The sequence below is a fragment of the Sphingobium sp. TKS genome (genome assembly GCF_001563265.1).
Taxonomy (GTDB): Bacteria; Pseudomonadota; Alphaproteobacteria; order Sphingomonadales; family Sphingomonadaceae; genus Sphingobium.
The window spans coordinates 427328-450383 of the sequence record NZ_CP005085.1 but is presented as its reverse complement, the minus strand read 5'-3'; the positions used below and the strand labels follow the sequence as shown (position 1 = coordinate 450383).

Here is a 23056-nt window from a genome sequence, read left to right as displayed (position 1 = left end):
CTTCATGATGAAACGGGTTGAGGGATGGGATCGGTCTTGGGCCGGCGCAACAGCAGGTAGGCGGCGGGCAGGACGAACATTGAGAGCAAGGGCGCGGTCAGCATGCCGCCGATCATCGGCGCGGCAATCCGGCTCATGACCTCCGAACCCGCGCCTGATCCCAGCAGGATCGGCAGCAGGCCGGCCAGGATCACCGCCACCGTCATCGCCTTGGGACGGACGCGCAGCAGCGCGCCTTCGCGCACGGCGGCCTCGACCTCGGCAGCGTCCGGATGTGCGCCGCGCTCGGCCAGCGCGTTCTTGAGATAGATCAGCATCACCACCCCGAACTCGGCGGAGACGCCGGCGAGCGCGATGAACCCGACCCCGGTGGCGATCGACTGGTTGAACCCCAGCAGATAAAGCGTCCAGATGCCGCCGGTCAGCGCAAACGGCAGCGTCCCCATGATCAGCGCCGCCTCGTCGAAGCGGCCGAAGATGAGGTAGAGCAGCACGAAGATGATCAGCAGCGTCGCGGGCACGACCAGCTTCAAGCGGTCGACCGCGCGCTCGAGATATTCGAACTGGCCAGAGTAAGCGATGCTGACCCCAGGCGAGAGCCTGACCTGTTTCGCCACCGCACGCTGCAGATCGCCGACCACCGAGGCAAGATCGCGCCCGCGCACATCGACGTAGACCCAGGTCGAAGGCCGGGCATTCTCGGTCTTGAGCATCGGCGGTCCCTCGGCGATCGAGACGTTTGCCACGGTGCCCAAGGTGATCTGCTGGCCCGCGGGCGTCAGGATCGGTAGCGCCCGCAGCCTTTCGAGGCTGTCGCGCAATTCGCGCGGATAGCGCACGCTGATCGGATAGCGGGCGAGGCCCTCGACCGTCTCGCCGATCGTCTCGCCGCCGATCGCGCCGGAGACGATGGCCTGGACGTCGGCGATGTTGAGCCCGAACCGCGCGGCGGCGGCGCGGTCTATGTCGACATCGACATAGCGTCCGCCGGTCAGCCGCTCGGCGAGCGCCGAGCTGACGCCGGGCACGCTCCTGGCCACGGTCTCGACATCATGCGCGATGCGGTCGAGCTCGGCGAGGTCACTGCCCGACACCTTGACCCCGATCGGGCTCTTGATGCCCGTCGCGAGCATGTCGATGCGGTTGCGGATCGGCGGCACCCAGATATTGGCGAGACCCGGAAGCTTCACCCGGCGATCGAGCTCGTCGACAAGGCGTTCGGGCGTCATGCCCGACCGCCACTGGTCGCGGGGCTTGAATTGGATCGTCGTCTCGAACATTTCGAGCGGCGCGGGATCGGTCGCGGTCTCGGCGCGGCCGGCCTTGCCGAACACGCTTTCGACTTCGGGCACGGTCTTGATCAGGCGGTCGGTCTGCTGGAGCAGCTCACTCGCCTTGGCGGCCGAGAGGCCCGGCAGCGCCGAGGGCATGTAGAGCAGGTCGCCCTCGTCGAGATTGGGCATGAACTCGCCGCCGAGCCGGCTGAGCGGCCAGGCCGTGGTGGCGAACACCAGAGCCGCGATCAGCAGCACTGCCTTGGGCCGCTTCATCGTCCAGTCGATCGCGGGCCGGTAGATATTGGTGAGCCAGCGATTGACCGGATTGGCCTGCTCGGCCGGAATGCGGCCCCGGATCAGCCAGCCCATCAGGATCGGCACCAGGGTCACCGACAGGATCGCGGCCGCGCCCATCGCATAGGTCTTGGTGAAGGCGAGCGGCGCGAACAGCCGGCCTTCCTGCGCCTCCAGGGTGAAGACCGGAATGAACGACAGCGTGATGATCAGCAGGCTGAAGAACAGCGCCGGCCCGACCTCGGCCGCCGCCTCGGTGACGACGATCCAGCGCATCTCGCCATCGAGATGTCTGTCCGGGTGATCCTGCTCCCAGCGTTCGATCCTCTTGTGGGCGTTCTCGATCATGACGACCGCCGCATCCACCATCGCGCCGATGGCGATGGCGATGCCGCCCAGCGACATGATGTTGGCGTTCACCCCCTGGAACCGCATTACGACGAACGCGGCCAGCACACCGAGCGGCAAGGTCAGGATCGCGACCAGCGCCGAGCGGACGTGCCAGAGGAACAGGGCGCAGACCAATGCGACGACGATGAACTCCTCGACCAGCTTGCGGGTGAGGTTCTCGACCGCGCGATCGATCAGCTGCGAGCGGTCATAGACCGTGACCACCTCGACGCCCGGCGGCAGGCTTTTCCTGAGATCGGCGAGCTTGTCCTTGACCGCCGCGATGGTCTCACGGGCGTTCTTGCCTGACCGAAGAATAACGACGCCGCCGGCGACCTCGCCTTCGCCGTTCAGTTCGGCGATGCCGCGCCGCATCTCGGGGCCGACCTGGATCGTGGCGACATCGCCGAGCCGGACGGGCACGCCGCCCGCCGCAGTCTTGAGCGGGATTGCCCGGAAATCGTCGAGCGTTTTCAGATAGCCCGAGGCGCGGACCATATATTCGGCCTCGGCCATTTCCAGCACCGAGCCGCCGGCTTCCTGATTGGCTTGGCTGATCGCCTGCACTGCCTGGGCGTGGGTTACGCCGTAGGCCGCGAGCTTCACCGGATCGAGCAGCACCTGGTACTGCTTGACCATGCCGCCGATGCTGGCGACTTCGGCCACGCCGGTCACGGTCTTCAGCTCGTAGCGCAGGAACCAGTCCTGCAACCCGCGAAGCTGCGAGAGATCGTGCCGGCCGGTGCGGTCGACCAGCGCATATTCATAGACCCAGCCGACCCCGGTCGCGTCCGGCCCGAGCGCGCTGCGGGCGCTGGCCGGCAACCGACCCTGGACCTGGTTGAGATATTCGAGCACGCGGCTGCGCGCCCAGTAGAGATCGGTGCCGTCCTCGAAGATCACATAGACGAAGCTGTCGCCGAAGAAGCTATAGCCGCGCACCGTCTTGGCGCCGGGCACCGACAGCATGGTGGTGGTGAGCGGATAGGTGATCTGGTTCTCGACGATCTGCGGCGCCTGACCCGGATAGGAAGTGCGGATCACGACCTGCACGTCGGAAAGATCGGGCAGCGCGTCGATCGGGGTCGAGCGCACCGCCCACAGGCCCGCGCCGACCAGCGCGAGCATGCCGAGCACGACGAAGAAGCGGTTCCTCACCGACCAGCGGATGAGATGGGCGATCACTGGCCCGCCACCTTCGCCATATGCCGCAGCGTCGGTCCCGCCGGGGGCCGGTCGAACCCGAACCGGACCCGGTCACCCGCCTTGAAGCCGCGCGCGATGCCCGGATTGGCGAGCGCGAAGGTCATCGTCATCGCCGGCCAGTCGAGCGCGGGAACGGGCTCGTGGCTGAGCGTCACCGAATTGGCCGTGATCCGCTCGATCTTGCCCGTCGTCTCGTACAGCGTGGCTTTCGACGCCGGCGCGGCGATGGTCGCCGATGCCGCACCGCCGCCGATCGGCCGCGCCTCGATTCCCGACAGGCTCGCCTCGGAATCGATCAGGAACTGCCCCGAGACGACGACGTTCTCGCCGGGCGACAGGCCGGCAAGGATCTCGGTCTCGCCGCCTGCCTCGCGGCCGATGCGGACCTCGGCGGGATGATAGCGCCCGTCGCCTGCGGCCAGCATGACGAGCGTGCGCCTGCCCGTGCGGATCACCGCTTCGCTCGGCACCAGCAGCGCCGGCTTGGCATCGCCGCCAAGCGCGACGCTGGCGAACATGCCCGGCCGCAACCGGCCGTCCCGGTTGGGCAGCTCGATCCGCACGGTGAGCGTGCGGCTGTCGGCCTGCGTGGTCGGCAGGATCGCGATCACCCGGCCGGCGAAGCGCTCGCCGGGGAAGCCCGCCAGCGTGGTGCTGGCATTCTGGCCGACCCGGACATCGCCCGCGCGCGCTTCGGGCACCGCGGCATTGAGCCAGACGGTGCCGAGCCCGCTTACCTGGGCGAGCGTCTGGCCCATGGCGAGCGTCACGCCGGCACGGGCGTCGAGCGTCTGGATCGTGCCCGAGATCGGCGTCGTGATCGTCACCACGCCGTTCGGGCGTCCGCTCCGCTCGACGCTGGCGATGAGGCCGTCGGACATGCCCATCAGCCGCAGTCGCTGGCGCGCGGCCGCGGTGAGGTCGGGCTTGCCGAGCCGCCTGACGCTCAGATATTCGGTCTGCGCGCCGCCCCATTCGGGCAGGAGCAGGTCCGCGATCGGCGCGCCGGCGCGGACCACGTCCCCGGGCGCTCGCGCATAGACGCGGCTCACGAACCCGCCCGAACGCGCCTGGATGACGGCGACGTCGCGCTGGTTGAAGTCGATCGTGCCGGTGACCTCGAGGGCCGAGGCAAGGCTGCCCATCTTCGCCGCGACGACCCGCAATCCCAGGCTCTGCCGCGCGGCGGGATCGACGGCGACCGTGGGGGCCGCGCCGGCGCTTCCTCCGTCCGCGTATCGCGGCACGAGCTGCATATCCATGAAGGGCGACTTGCCGGGCTTGTCGAACTTCTGGTTGGGGAACATCGGATCGTACCAGTAAAGGACTTTGCCTGCCCCGGCGGGCGTGGTCGCCTCCGATTGCGGTGCCTGGCGATGGCCAGCCCAATAGCCTGTGCCGCCGGCCAGCAGCGCGACAGCCAGGATCGATGCGCCCCAGCGCAGCGCGGATTTATCGAGCGTCATGGCCGCTCCTCCCCATAGGTGATAGTGATGCGGACCGCGTCGCGCGCGACGTCGGCTTCGCGGTTGAGCGCCTCGACCTCGGCCTCCGCGAGCCCGAGCGTCGTGAGCAGCGCGGCGCCAAGGTCGAGCTTGCCGGCGCCATAGCTGTCGCGGTCGAGCTCGGCGCGGTGCCTGGCGAGTGGCACCAGCGTCTCGCGGGCATTGCGCAACCGGGAGAGATGCATGGCATGGTCTGCGAGATCGGCGTCGAGCTGCGCCACCAGCTCGCGGCGGATCGCCTCGCGGTCGAACCGACCCCCTTGCGCAAGGCTCTCGCTTGCAGCGATCCTGGGGTTCTGGCGCTTGCCGGCGAACAGCGGCAGGTCGATCGACACGCCGACCGAGGCCATGTCGCCGTACATGGGATCGCGCCGGCCATAGGTGACGCCGACCTTCCAGTCGGGGCGCTTGTCGGCGCGCGCGAGACGCACGTCCGCTTCGGCGACTGCGATCCGCGCGTCCTGCGCGCGCAGGGCGGGAAGCGCATCGATCCCGGCCCGCAGCCGGATCGGATCGACATCGAGCATCGGCGGGTCGCCCGTCGCCTGCGGGTCGGGGTCGCCGGTATAGCGCGCGAGCCGGGCCCGCGCCTGCGCCACCACCGCAGCCATCTCGGCGCGGCGATCGGCGATGGCGGCGCGGAGCTGGTCGGGCTCGAGCGCCTGGCTCGGGCGCGCGCTGCCCGACGCCAGGCGTGCGGTCACGGTCTTCTGCAGGTCGTCGAGGCTGGCATCGAGCAGGTCGAGCTGCCGGAGCCGGCGTTCTCCATAATAGAGATCGACCCAGGCGAGGGCGGTCTCGAGCCGCACGTTGCGGCCTTCGACCAGCTCGCCCGCCTCGGCGATACCGATATCGGCCGCGGCGCGCGCGGCGCGTGCATGGCGCTTGGCGAGATTGGGGAAGGTCTGGCTGAACCCGATCGTCGCCATAGTGAAATCGTCGCGCGTGAAGCTGCCGGCATTGGGGCCGCTCACCGGGAAGTTCTGCAGGCCCAGGTCGAGCGTCGGATCGGGCAGGCGATCGGCCGCGACCGCCGAAGAGCGGGCGCCGGCTGTCGCCGCCGCGCGCGCCTTGAGGCTTGGCGCGTTGGCGGCAGCGAGCCTCACTGCCTGCTCGTAGGTGAGCGGGCCGGCCGACACCGGCACGGCCCAGGCGCTCGCAAGCGTCGCACCGATAGAGAGCAACAGGCGTCGCACAGCGCGCCTCGGCATCATGATCATGGATATCATCCCCTCATGACAGAGGCGGCGCGCCAAGATGTGACGCGCCGCTCCGGAGCGGGTTTAGCCCTTGTCCGACCTGACTGCGCCGCGCATGCAGTCGGCGGCGCTTGCCTGCATCATCGCGCAATCGCAGCTGGCCATGTCCCGGCTGTCGGGCACCCATATGCGGACACGCGCAGGGCCAGTCGCCCGCGGACCATATTGCGGCGCCGACCGCCATTCCCAATGGCCTTGCGGCGTGCGGCTCGCGTCGGTTGCAAGCGCAGGCGCGGCGAGACTGAGGGCCGCCACAAGGGCGGCCGGAAGCAGTTTGATCATCACGAAAACCTTTGACTGAAAAGAAGGAAACCGGGCGCGCACGCATCGATCGATGCGCGCAGCCCGTGCTCGTTCAATCAGGCAAGGCTGGTGGGAGGATCCGGCTCGGGCGCAACCGCCTTGCCGGTCAATATCGTGTCGGTCGTCCAGAAGCTGGGCGCGTCGTAGAGACGCGCAGGCGCAACGCCGCCTGCCAGGTCCGCTGCGACCAGCGGGATCACGCACCCCATCGCGGCGATGCAATCGAGCGTCAGGCCCTTGCAGGGCTTTTCGCTGGGCGCAGGCTGCTGCTTGGCCATCATCGCCATGCAGTCCGCATCCATGCCCTTGGCCAGCGGCGCGCCTGCCGCCTGCGGCACGCTGTGCGCGGCCGCCATCTGGGCTCCGAAGAGACCGGACAGCGCTCCGATGACGAGCAGGAGGGCGAGCAGGCGTTTCACGGGCCTCGATATCTAGCGGGTTTCGCGGGCGCAGCCAACCAAAGTCTCGCGCCGCGCGGATTTTGAAGTGCTGACGGCTGATTCCGTCAACTCCGCGTCAATAAAGATCCGGCCCGGGGAAGAAGATCGGCTGCGGCCTCTACGTATATCGAGGCTGGACCCGGGACCGTAGTCCCAAGCCTGAAGAGACGCTCTTCCCCTCGGCAAAGTCCGGGCGGTGGCTTACCATCCAAGGAGGTGAATATGGTCAGAAAAACTCTCATGGTCGCGCTTGCCGGCATTTCGATGCTTGCTGCCGTCCCCGCTATGGCCCAGGGCATCGGGCACAGCCTGTTCATGCGCGGCTCGATCGTCGACACGGGCAGCAACGGCACGGTCGTCTGCATCGGCAAGGCCGATGGCGCCGAGGTCGGCCAGAAGCTCGAGGTCTATCGCGTCGTGACCCATCCGGGTCCGTCCAAGGGCGTGGCGCCGACCTATCACCGCCAGCTCGTCGGCCATGTGACGATCGACCATATCTTTGACGATCACTTCGCGCACGTGTCCGTCGCCGACGGCACGCCTGCCAGGCACGACATCGTCGAGCTTCGCAAGAACTGACAAGCCGGTGGCCCGGCGGCACGGGCTGCCCTGCGACGCGTCGGGGCAGCGGGCCGCCGGCGACGAGGAGACCGTTCGGGGTCAAAGCGAAACCGCTTGACCCTGGACCATGGTCCAACCGGCATGATCGAGCGGATGACATGGGCAATTTCAAGATCGGCGAACTGGCCGCGGCCGCAGGCGTGGGGCGGGATACGATCCGCTATTATGAGCGGATGGGCCTGCTGCGCGAGCCCGCGCGCACGGCAGCGGGCTACAGGCTCTACGACGCGACCGACCTCGAGCGCGTCAATTTCATCCGCTCGGCGCAGGAGCTTGGTTTCACACTCGAACAGGCCCGGCAGCTGCTGGCACTCAGGGCGTCGGACACCGCGCATGCCCAGGCCGTGCTCGATATCACGCTTGCCAAGATCGCGGACGCCGAAGCCCGGCTCGAGCGCCTGTCGGATATCCGCGACATGCTGCGGATGCTCGCCGACGAATGCCCGGGCGAAGTGCCGGTCTCCGATTGCCCGATCCTCGCCTTCCTGACGGCGCGGCGGAAAGACCAGCAGCATAACAAGAAACATCAGGCAGCGCAGGACGAACGATCACCACGAGCGAAAGGGGTTTTGTCATGAAGAAAATGCGTTTGATCGCCGTCCTCACGCCGGCGCTGCTTCTAGGCGCCTGTGTGACCACGCGGCCGACCTCGGCGCAGGTCGAGAGTTGCCGGGCGATGGAGGGCAATATGGGTCTCCAGACGCCGCATGATCATGGCGAGATGAAGGGGCAGGGGCGCAACCCGATGAACCTCTCGCACGACCGGTGTCTCCGGATTCTGCGCAGCGCGCAATGAGCCGGTCCGGACGCCAGGGATGGCGCCCGGACACAGTTTTCAAGCCAAGGAGCAAAGCCATGATCGACCATGCGAAGAAAGCCCTTCCACTTGTCGGCGGAAGCCTGTTGCTGGCGCTCGCGCTTTCGGGCTGCGACCGCCAGGCCGACCAGACGGTGCCGCCCGCGGCGAACAGCGTCGCCGCCACCCCGGTCCTGACCGACAGCGGCAACGCTGCAGACGCGGCGCCGATGGACGCGATGAGCAACCAGGCCGAGATGGAGCGGCATCACCGTCAGGCGATGGACCATGACGCGATGCGCGCCGGGGCCGGCAACCAGACCGCGCCGGCACCCGATCCCGCGCCGGGCAATGCGGCGATGCCGATGAAGGATATGTAGGCTCGCACACTAAGGGGATGAGGATGTCCAGGCGGATCAGCCTTCGACGCTTGAGCCTCGGCTGCGCAATCGCTCTCAGCCTGTCCGCGAGCGCGGGCGCGCAGGAGGGCGAGGATCATGCCGCGCATCATGGCGCAGGCATGCCGGCCGGCGGGGGCATGTCCGCACCGGCAGAGCCGGGGTCGTCGGACATGGCGAAGATGATGAACCCCATGATGGATCGCATGATCAATGGGGAAGGGGAGAATGAGCACGGCCACGAATCGCGCCGGACCGGCTTCATCTCGCAGCTGCTCGCCTTTCCCGCGCTTGACGAAGCGGCAAGGCAGCGGGTCGCTGCGCAGGCCGGCGAACGGGTAAGCACGGGTCTGGCGATGATCAACGCCGCCTCGGCCGACGGCGCGCGTGCGACCACGGTCTCGGCCCGGCTCGATGCGGCGCGGCGCCTGCGCGAGGGAACCGACCTGTTCCGCTCCGGCACCGCCGCGCAGGGCGCGATCGGGGGCTTGCAGCCGCCCCGGGAGGTCGGGCTTGCCTGGCTGCGCGATCAGCTCGACATCGACCAGGCCGCGCCCGGCCATGCCGATCACTGGTTCGGCATCTCGCCCTCGCACCTCCTTCTCATGCTGTTCCTGGGGCTGGTGAGCGCCACGCTTATCGCGCTGCAGATCTTCCGCCTGCGGCGGATCGGGGCGATCGCCGGCGGTGTCGCCACCGCCAAGGTTCCAGCAAAGCCGGAGCCGAAGGCTGCCCCTCCCGCTACCAGGGTTGCGCCCGCGCCTGCACCCGTTGCCGACAGCGCCGGGCTCGCGCCGAGCAATGCGGCCGCACCCGCTGGGGCGTCGCTGCGCAAGCCCAAAAGCTGGGCGGGGCAGCTGCGCGTGGTCCAGATCGTGCGAGAGACGCCGAGCGTGCTGACCTTCCGGCTCGCGGACCCGACCGCCGACCGGCTGCCGTTCGACTTCCTGCCGGGCCAGTTCCTGCAGGTCGAGGTAGAGCCCGAAGCGGGCAAGACCGCGCGCCGTTCCTACACGATCGCCTCTTCGCCGACCCAGCGGGCCTATGTCGAACTGACGGTCAAGCGCGAGGAGCAGGGCGTGGTCTCGCGATACCTGCACGACAAGGTCGTCGCCGACGATCTGCTGAAGGTCAGCGGACCGTTCGGCGCCTTCACCTTCACGGGAACGGATGCCCAGAGCATCGTGCTGATCGCGGGCGGGGTCGGCATCACCCCGATGATGTCGGTGCTGCGCTATCTCACCGACACCGCGTGGAAGGGTGATATCTTCTTCTTCTACGGCGCACGGTCGACCGAGGAATTCGTGTTCCGCGACGAGCTCGAGCGGCTCGAACGCCGTTTTCCCAACCTCCATGTCGTCGCCGCGATGCAGCGCGCGCCCGGCACCGTCTGGATGGGCCCCGAAGGGCCGATCACGCGCGAGATGATCCTGGCCGCGGTGCCGGAGATCGCGAGCCGGCGCATCCATATGTGCGGCCCGCCGGCGATGATGGGCGCGATGCGCGGCGTGCTGGCGGAACTCGGCGTCCCCGACGCGCAGCTGCACACCGAGGCGTTCGGTCCGGCCTCGCTGCCGGCCGACCACGAGGATCTCGAGGTCAAGCCCGCGCCCCCGCCAGCGGATAAGCCGGCCCCGAGCGCCGAGGTGGCGCCGAGCACGGTGACCTTCTCCGTGTCGGGGGTGTCGGCGGCCTTGCCCGCGGACGAGACCGTGCTGGAGGCGGCCGAGGGCGCGGGCGTCGAGATCCCCTATGCATGCCGTGCGGGCACATGCGGCGCCTGCGTGGTCAAGCTGCTGCAGGGCGAAGTGACGATGGAGGTCGAATCCGGCCTTGCGCCCGCCGACAAGGCGCAAGGCTATGTGCTCGCGTGCCAGGCGAAGGGGACGGGCACGCCGCTCGTGGTCGAAGCCTGATGCGCGAACGCAGCGACATTGCCGTGGGCCTGCTGGTCGCGTTCCTGCTGCTGTTCCCGTTCGGCTATCTCGTGCATGTGTCGCCCCGCTTTCCGGGTAGCCTGGCCGGCGGGATCATCGGGATCGCAGCGCTCGTGCTGATGCTGCTGACGCTTCCTTATGTCGCGGCCAAGCACATCGCCTGGGTCGACAAGGCGCTCTCCCGGGTCGTCAGCAAGCCAACCCTGCTCGCCATCCACATCTATGCCGGCGTGCTGGCGCCGATCCTGGGTCTGGTCCACGCCGCGCACAAGCTCGAAAGCCCGGTCGGCCTGCTTCTGACCGTCCTCCTGCTGATGACGGTCATCACCGGCTTCATCGGCCGCTACCTGCTTGCCCAGCTTGGTCGGGCGCTGCGCGGACGCAGGTCAGAACTGGCCTCGCTTCGCGCCGCCTTCCTCGAGGAGCCGGCGGCGCCGACGCAGGCCGATACCGCAGCCCCGCCGCTGTCGGGCTGGAAGCGCTATCTGTTCGTCGCCGGGGATGCGTCCGCGGGCCAGCGCCCCCAGGACAAGGCGGGGATCGCCGCAGCGCTGGCCGATACCGAATTCGCGATCCGTGCCGAAGAGGCAACCAACACCCTGTTCGCGCGGTGGCGGTTCCTGCACATCCTGCTGGGCTGTCTCATCTTCGCGCTGCTCGCGCTCCACGTCGGCGCGGCGATCTATTACGGGCTGCGCTGGCTATGAGCTGGCAGCGTCTTTCCTACGCCGTCTTCATCGCAGCCCTGCTGGTGATGGTCGCCGCGGTCGCGATCCGGATGCGATCGGACGCGCCGAGGGATGCCGGCCTGGTGGCGCAGCTCGTCTCGCCCGGCCCGCTCTCGAGCGCGCACCAGTCCTTTGCCGGCCAATGCACGGCCTGCCACACGCCGGGCAAGGGCGTCGAAACCCGGACCTGTCTCACCTGCCATGCGGGCACCGATTTCGGGACGAAGCAGTCGACGCAGTTCCACGCGAAAGCGACGCAGTGCACCTCCTGCCACGTCGAACATGAGGGAGAGCGCGGCATCATCCGCATGGATCACGCCGCGTTGCTCGACATGGCGAAGTGGCGGCAGCCTTTGGCGGGCATGTCGACAAACACTCGAAGCCTGACCCCCGAGACCGCGCTCAATTGCGCGAGCTGCCATGCGTTCCGCGATCCGCACCAGGGCCTGTTCGGCACCGACTGCGCGAGCTGCCACAAGACCGACAGCTGGAAGATCGCCAATTACCGCCATCCATCGGTCAATTCGACGCAGTGCGCCGAGTGCCATAAGGCGCCGCCCAGTCACTTCATGGAGCATTTCAGCATGGTCTCGCAGCGCGCAGCCGGATCGAAGGCGCGCGTCGACCAATGCTATGCCTGTCACGCCACCGACAGCTTCAACAATATCCGCAAGCGAGGCTGGTATGATCACCATTGAGGCCGACTGGCTGAGCGCCTTCTTCCGGCTCGCCGTGATCGGCCTGGAACTGGCGGGCACGCTGACCATCCTGGTCGGCGCGGGGCTCGCAACCTTTCTGTTTGCGCGGCGGGCGAGGGCGGGCGACCGAACCGAGGCCTATAGCACGTTCCGCTCGGCGCTCGGCCGCAGCATCCTGCTCGGCCTGGAATTTCTGGTCGCCGGCGACATCGTCAAGTCGCTGGTGATCAACCCGACGCTCGACGATCTCATCGTGCTGGCCGGGCTTGTGCTGGTGCGGACCTTCCTGAGCATCTCGCTCGGGGTCGAGATCAACGGTCACTGGCCCTGGGAGGAAACCCGGATGGCGCGGGAGAAGGCGCGTGCGGCGTCGGATGGGTCGCCGGCGACGGCTGAGGCCGCCGGATGCGGCACACCGCGCAAGGGATAGCCGATGGAGGGTGCATGATGATCGAGAGACGCGAATTGCTGATGGCGGGCGCCGGCCTTGCCGCCGCCGGAACGCTGGCTGCGCCGGCGGCGGGGCAGCAGCATCGAATGGAAGGGATGGCGATGTCGATGACGGACTGCATCGACGATTGCCTGGCTTCACACCGCATGTGCCTCGAAACCGCCGCCTGGCTGACGAAGCAAAGCAGCGCGCTGGCGAGCGCGTCGTTGATCGCCATGCTGAACGACTGTGCGGAACTGTGCCAGGCGACAGCCAACTCGATGCTGCGGGAATCGGCTCTGCACCGCATCCTGTGCCGCGCCTGCGCCGATGCTTGCGAGCGCTGCGCCGAGGAATGCGGGCGTCATAGCGAGGACCAGCGGATCGCGCGTTGCTCGGCCACCTGCAAGAAATGCGCGGCGAGCTGCCGAATGATGGCGGACATGACCGGCTGACCACCCGCTTCGCATATTACGTATACTGCCGGGTCAGGACCGATACCATCTCAAGGGCAAGCTCCCGGAGGAGCGAGAAACGACCGGATCTGAAGCCGGTCGAACGGAAACCAGACTTGAAGGAATCGATAGTGCGCAAGAAAACGGTAGTTATCACTTCGCTCGCAGCCCTCGGCCTCCTTGCCCTCGGTGCCGGGCCTGTTCTCGCCGATGGCATGCCGTCGGACATGCCGGATCTCGAGGAGACGCTCAAGGCCAAGCCTGCGCCGGCTCAGTCCGGCACGGCCCATATGGAGGGCATGCGGCACGGCAAGGACCAGATGCACGGTGAGATGATGCGAGGCCACCGGATGGCCATGCGGGAATCGGGGAGCCAGGAGGGGGCTTCTGACATGTCGCATCGGTCGGGCGGGGGGTGCTGAACCAAAAGCCCATCAGAGGTCGGTTGATCAAAGCCTCACCATACAAGGCGTTGGTATCGTTTGACCGGGCCGCAACGTTGGTCCGCCGTTTCCCCGGCGGGCCAATTGCGTTTCAGAATAAAGGTCTGCACGAGCTTTAATGCGATGCAGTCATGAATCCGCTGGACCCTTGGACCATGGTTTCGCCCGCAAGATCGCGGGCCTGCCAGTCCTGATCCAGTGCGGATTCGTAACTTACGTATTCAGACCAAAGGGCCAAGCCCGCATGAGGGGTCGGTATGGTCGCGGTCGCAAACGGCGATCGGGCAAGGACTCATCATGCGGAGAACCACAATGCGAAAGACGAAACTTCTAGTCGGCGCGATCGGCTGCCTGGCGACCCTGAACTTCGCTGGCGCGGGTCTGGCGCAATCGGCACCCGCCGCGCCCCAGCACGCCCCTGCGCAGCCGAAGCCATCCACCGCCCATGCCCATCAGCAGGGGATGGATCATGGAGGGCAGCAGATGCACGACCAAATGATGCAGGATCACCAAGCCGGCATGCAGAAGCCGCAAGGCCAGCAGGGCGCTGCGGGCATGGCCGGAATGTCTGGTGGCTCGTCGCAGGGGAGCGGTTCGAGCAAGGCTGGCAAGCCCAAGAGCGGTTGCTGCAAGATGCCGATGAAAAAGGCAAAGCCGGCCGCCAAGAAGAAACCGGCCACGCCTATGGCCGACAAGCCGATGAGCGACATGTGAGGTTTCCAGCCCCGAGAACAGACCCCTGGGGCTGAGGGCCCGCCGCTGCCCCCGCGGCGGGCCTGTTCTTCAAGAGGTGTTCCAAGTTTCTAGGATTTCATAACGAGAAGCAGGCGTCCACCGCGAGAGAGAGGAGCCCGCGATGCGTAAAGCTCCAGGAGTTGGCACCGAGCTGCGGGTCCGCGCTTACGATTAAGAGGTCCGACCAAGCATGGCCGGATCAACTTCAGTGACCTCTGCGCCGCGATTGAATGGCGAGAGCCATTGCCTGCTTAGGCGACGAGATAATCTATGAGCTGATGAGAAAATCATCGGCTTCTTTTGCGTGTCCAGCCTGGCGCTTCGTAAAAACTCTGCCTGATTTTTGTCTGCGGAACTTACTTATAGGCCGTCTCATCAGAAGGCCTACTTCATCAGGCATCGGTAAAGATGGAGACAGGCGATGTTCGAGAAGGCGATCGGGACCATCAATGCTGCGGCGTCCTTCCGACACCGCTATGATAATTTCATCGGTGGTCGATGGAGCGCTCCAGCGAGCGGCGAGTATTTCGCGGACACGAGCCCGATCAATGGCGCCCAGATCGCCGAGTTTGCGCTGTCGACGCCGGAAGATGTCGAGCGCGCGCTCGATGCGGCGCACGCCGCCAAGGATCAATGGGCAAGGATCTCGCCCGCCGACCGCGCCAGGATTCTCAATCGCGTCGCCGACCGGCTCGAGGATAATATGGAGTTGCTGGCGCTTGCCGAGACGATCGACAACGGCAAGCCGATCCGCGAGACGCGCGCTGCCGACGTTCCGCTCGCGATCGACCATTTCCGCTATTTCGCCGGCTGCATCCGGGCCGAGGAAGGCGGGATCTCGACGATCGATGCCGACACCATCGCCTATCATTTTCGCGAGCCGCTTGGCGTCGTCGGCCAGATCATCCCGTGGAACTTCCCGCTGCTGATGGCGGCGTGGAAGATCGCCCCGGCGCTGGCGGCGGGCAACTGCACCGTCATCAAGCCCGCATCCCAGACGCCGCTCACCTTGCTGATGTTCGCCGAGCTCACCGCCGACATCCTGCCGCCCGGCGTGCTCAATGTCGTCACCGGCCCGGGACGGACCGTCGGCCAGGCGATCGCCGCCAATCCGCGCATCGCCAAGGTCTCGTTCACCGGCGAGACCGTCACCGGCAAGCAGATCATGCATGCGGCCGCCGACCATCTGATCCCCCAGACGATGGAGCTTGGCGGCAAGTCGCCCAACATCTTCATGGCGGACGTGCTCGACGAGGACGATGCCTTCTTCGACAAGGCGCTCGAAGGCTTCACGCTGTTCGCGTTCAACAAGGGCGAGGTCTGCACCTGCCCGTCGCGCGCGCTGATCCATGAGTCGATCTTCGATCGCTTCATCGAGCGCGCCGTGGCGCGCGTCGCCGCGATCCGCCAGGGCGATCCGCTCGACCCCTCGGTCCAGGTCGGCGCGCAGGCGTCGGAGGACCAGCTCCACAAGATCCTGGGCTATATCGATATCGGCAAGGCCGAGGGCGCGCAGTGTCTGGTCGGTGGCGCCAAGGCGCTGCCGGGCGGTGCGCTCGACCAGGGCTATTTCGTACAGCCGACCGTGTTCGTGGGTCAGAACCACATGCGCATCTTCCAGGAGGAGATCTTCGGTCCCGTCCTGGCGGTCACCACCTTCAAGACGGTCGAGGAGGCGATCGCACTTGCCAACGACACCGCCTACGGTCTTGGCGCGGGCGTCTGGACCCGGAGCGGCAACACCGCCTACCGTCTGGGCCGCGCGATCGAGGCCGGGCGGGTCTGGACCAACTGCTATCACCAGTACCCCGCCCATGCCGCCTTCGGCGGATACAAGGCGTCGGGCTTCGGGCGTGAAAATCACCGGATGATGCTCGACCATTATCAGCAGACCAAGAACCTGCTCGTCTCCTATGACGAGCACGCGCTCGGCCTGTTCTGACCCCTCGCTCAAAAGGAGAAACGGACATGGCGAAAACCATGAAGGCGGCGGTCGTCCGCGAATTCGGCAAGCCCCTGGTCATCGAGGACGCGCCGATCCCGACGGTCGGCCCCGGGCAGATCCTGGTCAAGATTGCGGCAACCGGCGTGTGCCATACCGACCTGCACGCGGCAGAAGGGGACTGGCCGGTCAAACCCAACCCGCCCTTCATTCCTGGCCATGAAGGCGTCGGGCATGTCGCCGCCGTCGGTGCGGGCGTCACCCATGTGAAGGAAGGCGACCGGGTCGGCGTGCCCTGGCTCTACACCGCCTGCGGGCATTGCGTGCATTGCCTGGGTGGCTGGGAGACGCTTTGCCACGAACAGCAGAACACCGGCTATTCGGTCAATGGCAGCTTTGCCGAATATGTCCTCGCCGATCCCAACTATGTTGGTCACCTTCCCGACAATGTCGACTTCCTCGACATTGCGCCGATCCTCTGCGCGGGCGTCACCGTCTACAAGGGATTGAAGGCCACCGAGGCCCGACCCGGCGAGTGGGTGGTCGTCTCAGGGATCGGCGGGCTCGGCCACATGGCGGTGCAATATGCCCGTGCCATGGGTCTCAATGTGGCCGCGGTCGACATCGACGATAGCAAGCTCGACCTCGCTACACGCCTTGGCGCCACACTGACGGTCAACGCGCACAGCGAGGACCCTTCGGCAGCGCTCAAGAAGGCGATAGGCGGCGCGCACGGAGCGCTCGTCACCGCCGTTTCGCCCAAGGCGTTCCAGCAGGCGCTCGGCATGGTCCGGCGCGGCGGCACGGTCGCGCTCAATGGTCTGCCGCCGGGCGACTTCCCGCTGTCGATCTTCGACACCGTGCTGAACGGCATTACCGTGCGAGGCTCGATCGTCGGCACGCGGCTCGATCTGCTCGAGGCACTGGCGTTCGCCGGCGACGGCAAGGTCAAGGCCACGGTCCATGCAGACAAGCTGGAGAACATCAACGACGTCTTCTCCCGCATGCACCATGGCGACATCGAGGGCCGGATCGTCCTCGACCTCGCCTGAACCCGACTTCGCGAAAGTACAGTTCATGTCTCCCTTACATATCCGGCCGATCGCACGGCGCCGTTTCGTCCAGGGGCTGGCGATCGGCGGCGCGGTTGCCGGCTTCGCCCCGGCGCTTCTCGCGCGATCCGCCCCAGTCTCGCCCGCCGAGCTTAGCGGGACCGAGTTCGACCTCGAGATCGCCGAGCTGCCAGTCAACTTCACCGGCAAACGCCGTATCGCGACCGCCGTGAACGGCAGCGTGCCCGCGCCGGTCCTGCGCCTGCGCGAAGGCGACACGGTCACGCTCCGTGTGCGCAACGGCCTCAAGGAGATGTCGAGCATCCATTGGCACGGCATCATCGTGCCGGCGGAGATGGACGGCGTGCCCGGCATCAGCTTTGCCGGCATCGCGCCGGGCGAGACCTTCACCTATCGCTTCGAGGTCCGCCAGAGCGGAACCTACTGGTATCACGCTCACACGCTCGCCGAGCAGACGGGACTCTATGGAGCGATCATCGTGGAGCCGAAACAGGCGCCGGCGGCGCGGGCGCCCGATCGCGACTATTGCATCGTGCTCAGCGACTGGTCGGACGAGCCGCCGCTGCAGATCTTCCTCAATCTCAAGAAGCAGAGCAGCTACTATAATTTTGCGCAGCCGACAGCCGGCGACTTCCTCAAGGATGTCGGCGCCATGGGCCTTGGGAAGGCGCTCGAGCGGCGGCGGATGTGGAACAGCTCGCGGATGAACCCGACCGACTACAGCGATGTCTCTGCCGCGACCTACACCTATCTGATGAACGGCGCGCCGCCCGCCGGCAACTGGACCGGTATCGCCGCGCCCGGCGAACGCGTGCGCCTGCGCTTCGTCGGCGCGGGGACGGCGACGTTCTTCGACGTGCGGATCCCGGGGGTCGAGCTGACGGTCGTATCGGCCGACGGGCAGCCGGTCGAGCCGGTCACGGTCGAGGAATTCCGGATCGGCCCGGGCGAGACCTATGACGTCGAGTTCACCATGCCCGAGGGCGGCGCCCGCACCATCTTCGCGCAGGCGATCGATCGGAGCGGCTATGCCCGCGGCACGATCGCACCGGCTCCGGGCATGGCGGCAGCCGTGCCGCCGCTCGATGCCCGGACCTGGCTCGAGCCGGTCGACATGATGGGCGCGATGGCGACGATGGGCGCAATGGGAGGCGACGCGCATGCCGGGCACGGCATGACCGAGATGCCGGCCAGGGCACAGCACGCCCGCACCGAATATGGCGCCAATACCGACATGCGCGTCGACTATCCCCGCACCAATCTGGACGATCCCGGCGCCGGGCTGCGCGGGCGCGGCTGGCGCGTGCTGACGCTGGCCGATCTGCGCACGCCGGGCGGCGATCCCGACCCGCGCGAGCCCGAGCGCGACATCGAGCTGCATCTGACGGGCAATATGGAACGGTTCATCTGGTCGCTCGACGGCATCAAGCTCAACGATTCCCGGCCGCTGCATTTCAAGCCGAACGAGCGGCTGCGCGTCACCTTCGTCAACGACACGATGATGGCGCATCCGATGCATCTGCACGGCATGTGGAGCGATGTCGAAGGCCCGGACGGCGCCTTCCAGGTCCGCAAGCATACGGTCGTGGTCCAGCCCGCCCAGCGGGTGAGCTTCCGCGTCACCGCCGACGCCATGGGCCGATGGGCCTTCCACTGCCATCTGCTCTATCACATGGCGGCCGGCATGTTCCGGGAGGTGGTGGTCGCATGATCCGGATTATCCCCTCGCGCGGCATTGCTCTTGGCGTTGCCCTCTTCCTGGCGCCGGCGATCACGGCTCCCGCCCTCGCGCAGGATGCCTTGCCCCCGTCGCCCGCCGCCACCCCTGCCCAAACGGCCACTCCCGATCCAAACTCACCTTCCGCGCAAGGCTCTCAGGAGCATGCGGGCATGGACATGCCGGGCATGGATATGACCGACACGAAGGCGTCCGGTAACGGCGCCACGATGGACATGGGCTCGATGCAGGGTGGCAAGGCCCCGCCGGACGCGCGCAACTCGGACGATTATGCCGACGGCTATCGCAACTCGACGCTGCCGGGCTATGAGATGGCCGACAAGCTCTCGATCCCCAAGATACTTGTGGATGAGCTCGAGTTCACCAGCGGCAACGAGGGTCAGGGCGTGGGCTGGACCGTGCTCGTCACCAAGGGTCAGGACAATGACAAGCTCTGGCTGCGCAGCCAGGGGCTCAAGAACTCCCGCGACCAACGTCTCGATCCGGAGAGCAGCGTCGAGGCGCTGTGGTGGCACAGCAAGAACCCGTTCTGGGGCACGCTGCTCGGGGTCAGGCAGGATCTCGGCAAGGGTGCGACCACCTGGCTCGCCGCCGGCGTCGAGGGACTGGCGCCCTATTGGTTCGACGTCCAGCTCACCGGCTATGTAGGAACCGATGGGCGTCTCGCGGCGCGCGCCAAGGCCTCCTATGAGGTCCTGTTCACCAATCGGTTGATCCTTACGCCGCAGGTGGAAACCAATATCTATTCGAAGCGGTCGAGCGATCGGCAGCTCGGCAGCGGCTTCAGCAATGTCGAGCTGAGCGGACGGTTGCGCTACGAGGTGTCGCGCAAGTTCGCGCCCTATATCGGCTTCGTCTGGGAGCGCGCATTTGACGGCACGGCCGATTTCCGTCGCCTGCGCAGGGAAGGGCCTTCCGAACACAGGCTGGTGATCGGCTTGCGCGCCTGGTGGTGATCCGCGGATGGCCACTCGAGGGATCGACCGCGAACGCGCCGCGTGACAAGGCTGGATCGCAAGCCAACGGTCGCTGGCCGGCCTCCTTTTTCGTCTTGTTGCTCGCGGCGGCTGCGGCGTCGGCGGGACAGACGGCCATTCTCGCCTTCCTTCCGGCACTGGTCGACCCGGCTCGTGGCGCGCTATCGTCAAGCGCTCATGATTTTCACGTCGCGAGCCTGACTGCGGTCCATCCCCTGGCAGCCTTGCTGGCGGCGCCGCTCTGGGGCTGGATCGCGGACCGGGTCGACTATCGGGCGATGTTGCGCGCAGCGCTGGTCATCCTCGCGCTGGTGACCGCGCCGATCGGCCTCGTCGGGTTGCCTGAGCTTTATGCATTGCGTCTGGTGGCGGGGATGGCGTCGGCCGCCATCATACCGTTGGGCTTGCTCTGCGCGAGCTTTGCCGCAAGCGGGCGCGCGGACCAGGCGCGCCGCTTCACCTGGCTGACCGCCTTCGTGTTTCTGGGCGATCTCGCCGGTCCGCTGGTGGCGGAGGTCTCGGCCGCGATCCTGCCCCGCGCTCCCCTCATGATCCTCGCTCTCGGCATCGGTGCCGTCGGGGCGGCGCTTTGCGCCGTGCGTCTGCCGCGCTGGTGTGCACCTTGCATCGATGGCGGAGACCTGCCCGCGCCTACGCTCGGCGCGACGTTGATCCTGCTTTTTATCACGATCGTCGCGGGCGGCGGGCTGGCGGCGATGCATGTCAATCTCCTGGTGACGCGGAGCGCCATTTCGCTGAGCCGCGAAGAGATCGCCTGGATGCTCAGTCTCTGCGGATTGGGCATGCTGGCGGCACAGATCTTCCATGCAAAGCTGGATTGGCTGGTCACTGTGCCGAGGCGGCTTGCCGGATTGACGCTGGGCCTGCTGGCTGTGGCACTTTTCATGTTTCCTGTCGCCGCGAGTATGGCCGAGCTCAGTGGGATCATCGTTGCTGCCGGCTGGAGCTCGGCAACCCTTCGATTGGTCACCAGCTTCTGGATCAGCGGCGGCGGGGCCCCTTCAGGCGTGAAGCTCGGTTTCCAGCATTCCGCCGCCAGCATCGGGCAGGCGCTCGCGCCGCTGGCGATAGCCATCGTCGCTCCCGGGGCGCAGCCGCTCGTTCTGTGGGGGATTGGTGGTCTATCGCTAGCGCTGCTTGTGTCCCTGCCGCTAGCCTGGAGGCCGCCCGCCATCGTAAAATCATCTGCGTGATGAGGGGAGGGGCGCATTGATGCGTATAGAAAAGAAGGGGCCTCTGCCCCATGCTTATCGTTCTTCCGGGAGTCATTTCATGAAGACCCGCCTATTCGTCGCCTTGCTGTTCCTCGCCATGCCCGGCGTAGCGCTTGCGGCCAGTGATATCGTCGTCCACCGGGATCCGGGATGTGGATGTTGCGAGAAGTGGGCGCAGGCCGTGCGCGCGAAGCTGGGACGCAAGGTCGTCATGCGTGACGATGCGTCGCGCAGCGAGCTTCAGCGCAAGGCCGGCATGCCCCGGACGCTGGCATCTTGCCACAGCGCGATCGTCGATGGCTATATGATCGAGGGCCATGTCCCGATATCCGACGTCAAGCGCTTGCTGGCGACCCGTCCTGCGGGCGTCAAAGGCATTGCGGTTGCGGGGATGCCGATCGGTTCGGAGGGCATGGAAGTGGCAGGCGCTGCCCGCCAACCCTATACGGTGGTGGCCTTCGGCAGCGCCGGTCAGCGAATTTTCGCCCGCCATTGATATCGCGCGGTTTGCAGCATCCTGCAGAATTGCCCGGTGGTAGAGGACCCCGCTGTCGAGTGTAGAACCTTGTGTCAAGCGAGCTGATGGCGTCCCTACCCCTACCTACACTGAAAAAGCAACGATTTGTCTTGTAAGTTGTTCGCGGTCGTCTCCCTGATTTGCCTGAATTTGGCCCAAAATGTGGGAACGATTGTGGGACCGTTTGCCCACCGAAAGTGTGAGAACGGCCCCAACATTCCCGATCAGGGCCCCGAACCGATGGCACTCACAGCATTGAAGGTGAAAAACGCGAAGCCCGGTCGCCATGTCGATAGCCGGGGCTTTGCCTGATTGCACTTTGCGTTCGCTTGCATTACATCGTCATGCAGAAAGGAAATCGACATGGCCGCAAACGCTCTTGTGCAGACCCGGATCGACGGAGCGGTGAAGGAGGAAGCCGCGACCGTGCTGGCTGCTATGGGGCTGACCGTCTCCGATGCCGTGCGCCTGATGCTGACCCGCGTTGCCCGCGACAAGGCCTTGCCGTTTGAACCGCTGGTGCCCAATGCCGAGACGATCGAGGCCATGAAGGAAGCGCGCGAGGGAAAGGGCAAGCGGTTCGCCACGGTGGTCGACCTGATGGCCGACCTCAATGCGGACGATTGAACGCTTCGGGCGGTTCAAGCGCGACTACAAGCGGGAGAAGAAGGGGCAGCACGCCAAGACGCTGGACGCTGACCTGATCCCGATCATCGAGGCGCTGGCATCCGACGAGCCGCTTGAACCGCGCCACCGCGACCATGCGCTGACCGGCGACTGGCGCGACCATCGCGATTGCCACATAAAGCCCGACCTCGTGCTGATTTACCGCAAGCCCGATGACGACACCTTGCAGCTTGTGCGCTTGGGATCGCACGCGGAATTGGGTTGGTGACGCCCGCGCATGGCGAGCTTATACGTTTGTCGGGTATGTCAGCCAGAGGCACGATTACGGGTTAGGTGTGATCAGCGAGCATCCGATGCCAACAAGCTTTTGCAGAAGACATCAATCGCAGAGATGCATTCGGCAGGCGCTGCTTGAAACAAAAATGAGGGCCATAAATCACTTTCACCCTCAAATTCTGACAAATTTGCCGTTAGTTCACGACTGGTGAGCGAGAAATGAGCCGATCGCGTTGGGCTTGAAGAGCCGACCGCTCGCTCCACCGTCGTGACCCCTACGTTGATGACCGGCGGATGCTGGCCCGGTAGACGATGCTGCCGAGAGCGACGACGACGCCCATGATGGCAAAAGATTCCATGCTCGAATGGCTCAAAAGCCAGATCGTGAGAAGGAAACCCTATTTCCGTGATTTGCTCGATCACATGCTCAGGGTTGAGAGCGCCATCACCGGCATCCGCGACATCCTGATCTCGGTGTTCGAGGCGAGTCACCTGCTCGAACAGCAGCGCCAGGGTGCGATCACGCGTCAGCTTGCCGCCTGGGCCGCGATCCTCGCGGTGCCTACCGCGATTGCCGGAATCTACGGCATGAATTTCGAGAATATGCCCGAACTGAAGACGCAATGGGGATATTTCGTCATCCTCGGCGTCATCGCTGCGGTCTGCATTGGGCTCTACATCCGGTTCAAACGTAGCCACTGGCTTTGACGGCGCAGATCGGCTTTCCACATCGCGCCGGGCTGAGGCTGCCGGGGG

General features: G+C 66.3%; 24 protein-coding genes and 1 pseudogene. 20 read left to right on the top strand and 5 right to left on the bottom strand.

Translation table 11 applies throughout. The features are described 5' to 3' along the window. Positions 1-2 precede the first annotated feature (2 nt). The 5 genes from K426_RS27225 to K426_RS27205 form a co-directional block, all read right to left on the bottom strand. Entirely contained in the window at positions 3-3146 is a 3144-nt protein-coding gene (locus K426_RS27225; protein WP_007406408.1) for an efflux RND transporter permease subunit, read from the bottom strand. Further along, positions 3143-4633, bottom strand: coding sequence for an efflux RND transporter periplasmic adaptor subunit (locus tag K426_RS27220; RefSeq protein WP_007406384.1), 1491 nt, complete (start codon positions 4631-4633; stop codon positions 3143-3145). Before K426_RS27220 ends, K426_RS27225 begins: the two co-directional genes overlap by 4 nt. Next, positions 4630-5892: a TolC family protein gene (locus K426_RS27215; RefSeq protein ID WP_013039107.1), complete on the bottom strand. Its 1263-nt coding sequence runs from the start codon at positions 5890-5892 to the stop codon at positions 4630-4632. The genes K426_RS27220 and K426_RS27215 overlap by 4 nt, the downstream gene beginning before the upstream one ends. A 63-nt stretch (positions 5893-5955) precedes the next feature. After that, positions 5956-6213 (bottom strand): hypothetical protein, encoded by a 258-nt coding sequence (locus tag K426_RS27210; protein ID WP_007683334.1) that lies wholly within the window; start codon positions 6211-6213, stop codon positions 5956-5958. Between the two features lie 77 nt (positions 6214-6290). Beyond that, the gene (locus K426_RS27205; protein ID WP_007406428.1) at positions 6291-6653 is read right to left on the bottom strand and encodes a hypothetical protein; all 363 of its coding nucleotides are present in this window, start codon (positions 6651-6653) and stop codon (positions 6291-6293) included. 243 nt (positions 6654-6896) lie between these two features. On the opposite strand from K426_RS27205, the gene K426_RS27200 reads away from it, so the two are divergent. The 20 genes and pseudogenes from K426_RS27200 to K426_RS27105 form a co-directional block, all read left to right on the top strand. After that, entirely contained in the window at positions 6897-7253 is a 357-nt protein-coding gene (locus K426_RS27200) for a hypothetical protein (protein ID WP_004212653.1), read from the top strand. Between the two features lie 140 nt (positions 7254-7393). Next, the gene (locus K426_RS27195) at positions 7394-7873 is read left to right on the top strand and encodes a heavy metal-responsive transcriptional regulator (protein WP_007406417.1); all 480 of its coding nucleotides are present in this window, start codon (positions 7394-7396) and stop codon (positions 7871-7873) included. Further along, the gene (locus K426_RS27190) at positions 7870-8091 is read left to right on the top strand and encodes a hypothetical protein (protein WP_007406426.1); all 222 of its coding nucleotides are present in this window, start codon (positions 7870-7872) and stop codon (positions 8089-8091) included. Before K426_RS27195 ends, K426_RS27190 begins: the two co-directional genes overlap by 4 nt. Positions 8092-8150: 59 nt before the next feature. After that, complete coding sequence (locus tag K426_RS27185) at positions 8151-8471, top strand: hypothetical protein (RefSeq protein WP_007406382.1); 321 nt, start codon at positions 8151-8153, stop codon at positions 8469-8471. Positions 8472-8494: 23 nt separating this feature from the next. After that, positions 8495-10405, top strand: coding sequence for a 2Fe-2S iron-sulfur cluster-binding protein (locus tag K426_RS27180; RefSeq protein WP_013039106.1), 1911 nt, complete (start codon positions 8495-8497; stop codon positions 10403-10405). Further along, on the top strand, positions 10405-11133 hold the full coding sequence (locus K426_RS27175) for a hypothetical protein (RefSeq protein ID WP_007406424.1): 729 nt from the start codon (positions 10405-10407) through the stop codon (positions 11131-11133). Before K426_RS27180 ends, K426_RS27175 begins: the two co-directional genes overlap by 1 nt. After that, positions 11130-11852, top strand: coding sequence for a hypothetical protein (locus K426_RS27170; protein ID WP_007406380.1), 723 nt, complete (start codon positions 11130-11132; stop codon positions 11850-11852). The genes K426_RS27175 and K426_RS27170 overlap by 4 nt, the downstream gene beginning before the upstream one ends. Beyond that, positions 11839-12282 carry a DUF1622 domain-containing protein gene (locus K426_RS27165; RefSeq protein ID WP_007683337.1) on the top strand — a complete coding sequence of 148 codons (444 nt, stop codon included), beginning with the start codon at positions 11839-11841 and terminating at the stop codon, positions 12280-12282. Before K426_RS27170 ends, K426_RS27165 begins: the two co-directional genes overlap by 14 nt. Positions 12283-12296: 14 nt before the next feature. Next, positions 12297-12737, top strand: coding sequence for a four-helix bundle copper-binding protein (locus K426_RS27160; protein WP_007683338.1), 441 nt, complete (start codon positions 12297-12299; stop codon positions 12735-12737). 131 nt (positions 12738-12868) lie between these two features. Next, positions 12869-13159, top strand: coding sequence for a hypothetical protein (locus K426_RS27155; RefSeq protein ID WP_013039105.1), 291 nt, complete (start codon positions 12869-12871; stop codon positions 13157-13159). A 333-nt stretch (positions 13160-13492) separates the two neighbouring features. Then, positions 13493-13894, top strand: a complete 402-nt coding sequence (locus K426_RS32725; RefSeq protein WP_013849877.1) for a hypothetical protein — start codon at positions 13493-13495, stop codon at positions 13892-13894. 442 nt (positions 13895-14336) lie between these two features. Next, entirely contained in the window at positions 14337-15857 is a 1521-nt protein-coding gene (locus tag K426_RS27145; RefSeq protein WP_007683341.1) for an aldehyde dehydrogenase family protein, read from the top strand. Between the two features lie 26 nt (positions 15858-15883). After that, complete coding sequence (adhP, locus tag K426_RS27140; protein WP_007683342.1) at positions 15884-16909, top strand: alcohol dehydrogenase AdhP; 1026 nt, start codon at positions 15884-15886, stop codon at positions 16907-16909. 25 nt (positions 16910-16934) lie between these two features. Then, positions 16935-18641 carry a copper resistance system multicopper oxidase gene (locus K426_RS27135; RefSeq protein WP_007683343.1) on the top strand — a complete coding sequence of 569 codons (1707 nt, stop codon included), beginning with the start codon at positions 16935-16937 and terminating at the stop codon, positions 18639-18641. After that, entirely contained in the window at positions 18638-19624 is a 987-nt protein-coding gene (locus tag K426_RS27130; RefSeq protein ID WP_009823975.1) for a copper resistance protein B, read from the top strand. The genes K426_RS27135 and K426_RS27130 overlap by 4 nt, the downstream gene beginning before the upstream one ends. Continuing rightward, positions 19618-20859 carry an MFS transporter gene (locus K426_RS27125; protein ID WP_007683345.1) on the top strand — a complete coding sequence of 414 codons (1242 nt, stop codon included), beginning with the start codon at positions 19618-19620 and terminating at the stop codon, positions 20857-20859. Before K426_RS27130 ends, K426_RS27125 begins: the two co-directional genes overlap by 7 nt. 79 nt (positions 20860-20938) lie before the next feature. Beyond that, entirely contained in the window at positions 20939-21376 is a 438-nt protein-coding gene (locus K426_RS27120; RefSeq protein WP_007683347.1) for a DUF411 domain-containing protein, read from the top strand. A 384-nt stretch (positions 21377-21760) separates the two neighbouring features. After that, positions 21761-22024: a type II toxin-antitoxin system RelB/DinJ family antitoxin gene (locus tag K426_RS27115; protein ID WP_004212689.1), complete on the top strand. Its 264-nt coding sequence runs from the start codon at positions 21761-21763 to the stop codon at positions 22022-22024. Beyond that, a complete protein-coding gene (locus tag K426_RS27110) occupies positions 22011-22292 on the top strand; it encodes a type II toxin-antitoxin system YafQ family toxin (RefSeq protein WP_004212690.1) in 282 nt (93 codons plus the stop codon). The genes K426_RS27115 and K426_RS27110 overlap by 14 nt, the downstream gene beginning before the upstream one ends. Before the next feature lie 401 nt (positions 22293-22693). Further along, positions 22694-23008, top strand: a pseudogene (locus tag K426_RS27105) (CorA family divalent cation transporter); the annotation flags it as partial. Positions 23009-23056: the final 48 nt, after the last annotated feature.

What these genes read in the sequence shown, in the direction of transcription:
- K426_RS27115 (WP_004212689.1), top strand. Translation starts at nt 21,761, where the DNA reads ATGGCCGCAAACGCTCTTGTGCAGACCCGGATCGACGGAGCGGTGAAG.
- K426_RS27110 (WP_004212690.1), top strand. Translation starts at nt 22,011, where the DNA reads ATGCGGACGATTGAACGCTTCGGGCGGTTCAAGCGCGACTACAAGCGG.
- K426_RS27135 (WP_007683343.1), top strand. Translation starts at nt 16,935, where the DNA reads ATGTCTCCCTTACATATCCGGCCGATCGCACGGCGCCGTTTCGTCCAG.
- K426_RS27200 (WP_004212653.1), top strand. Translation starts at nt 6,897, where the DNA reads ATGGTCAGAAAAACTCTCATGGTCGCGCTTGCCGGCATTTCGATGCTT.
- K426_RS27145 (WP_007683341.1), top strand. Translation starts at nt 14,337, where the DNA reads ATGTTCGAGAAGGCGATCGGGACCATCAATGCTGCGGCGTCCTTCCGA.
- K426_RS27130 (WP_009823975.1), top strand. Translation starts at nt 18,638, where the DNA reads ATGATCCGGATTATCCCCTCGCGCGGCATTGCTCTTGGCGTTGCCCTC.
- K426_RS27170 (WP_007406380.1), top strand. Translation starts at nt 11,130, where the DNA reads ATGAGCTGGCAGCGTCTTTCCTACGCCGTCTTCATCGCAGCCCTGCTG.
- K426_RS27180 (WP_013039106.1), top strand. Translation starts at nt 8,495, where the DNA reads ATGTCCAGGCGGATCAGCCTTCGACGCTTGAGCCTCGGCTGCGCAATC.
- K426_RS27120 (WP_007683347.1), top strand. Translation starts at nt 20,939, where the DNA reads ATGAAGACCCGCCTATTCGTCGCCTTGCTGTTCCTCGCCATGCCCGGC.
- K426_RS27160 (WP_007683338.1), top strand. Translation starts at nt 12,297, where the DNA reads ATGATGATCGAGAGACGCGAATTGCTGATGGCGGGCGCCGGCCTTGCC.
- K426_RS27220 (WP_007406384.1), bottom strand. Translation starts at nt 4,633, where the DNA reads ATGACGCTCGATAAATCCGCGCTGCGCTGGGGCGCATCGATCCTGGCT.
- K426_RS27210 (WP_007683334.1), bottom strand. Translation starts at nt 6,213, where the DNA reads ATGATCAAACTGCTTCCGGCCGCCCTTGTGGCGGCCCTCAGTCTCGCC.
- K426_RS32725 (WP_013849877.1), top strand. Translation starts at nt 13,493, where the DNA reads ATGCGAAAGACGAAACTTCTAGTCGGCGCGATCGGCTGCCTGGCGACC.
- K426_RS27195 (WP_007406417.1), top strand. Translation starts at nt 7,394, where the DNA reads ATGGGCAATTTCAAGATCGGCGAACTGGCCGCGGCCGCAGGCGTGGGG.
- adhP (WP_007683342.1), top strand. Translation starts at nt 15,884, where the DNA reads ATGGCGAAAACCATGAAGGCGGCGGTCGTCCGCGAATTCGGCAAGCCC.
- K426_RS27165 (WP_007683337.1), top strand. Translation starts at nt 11,839, where the DNA reads ATGATCACCATTGAGGCCGACTGGCTGAGCGCCTTCTTCCGGCTCGCC.
- K426_RS27175 (WP_007406424.1), top strand. Translation starts at nt 10,405, where the DNA reads ATGCGCGAACGCAGCGACATTGCCGTGGGCCTGCTGGTCGCGTTCCTG.
- K426_RS27190 (WP_007406426.1), top strand. Translation starts at nt 7,870, where the DNA reads ATGAAGAAAATGCGTTTGATCGCCGTCCTCACGCCGGCGCTGCTTCTA.
- K426_RS27215 (WP_013039107.1), bottom strand. Translation starts at nt 5,892, where the DNA reads ATGATCATGATGCCGAGGCGCGCTGTGCGACGCCTGTTGCTCTCTATC.
- K426_RS27185 (WP_007406382.1), top strand. Translation starts at nt 8,151, where the DNA reads ATGATCGACCATGCGAAGAAAGCCCTTCCACTTGTCGGCGGAAGCCTG.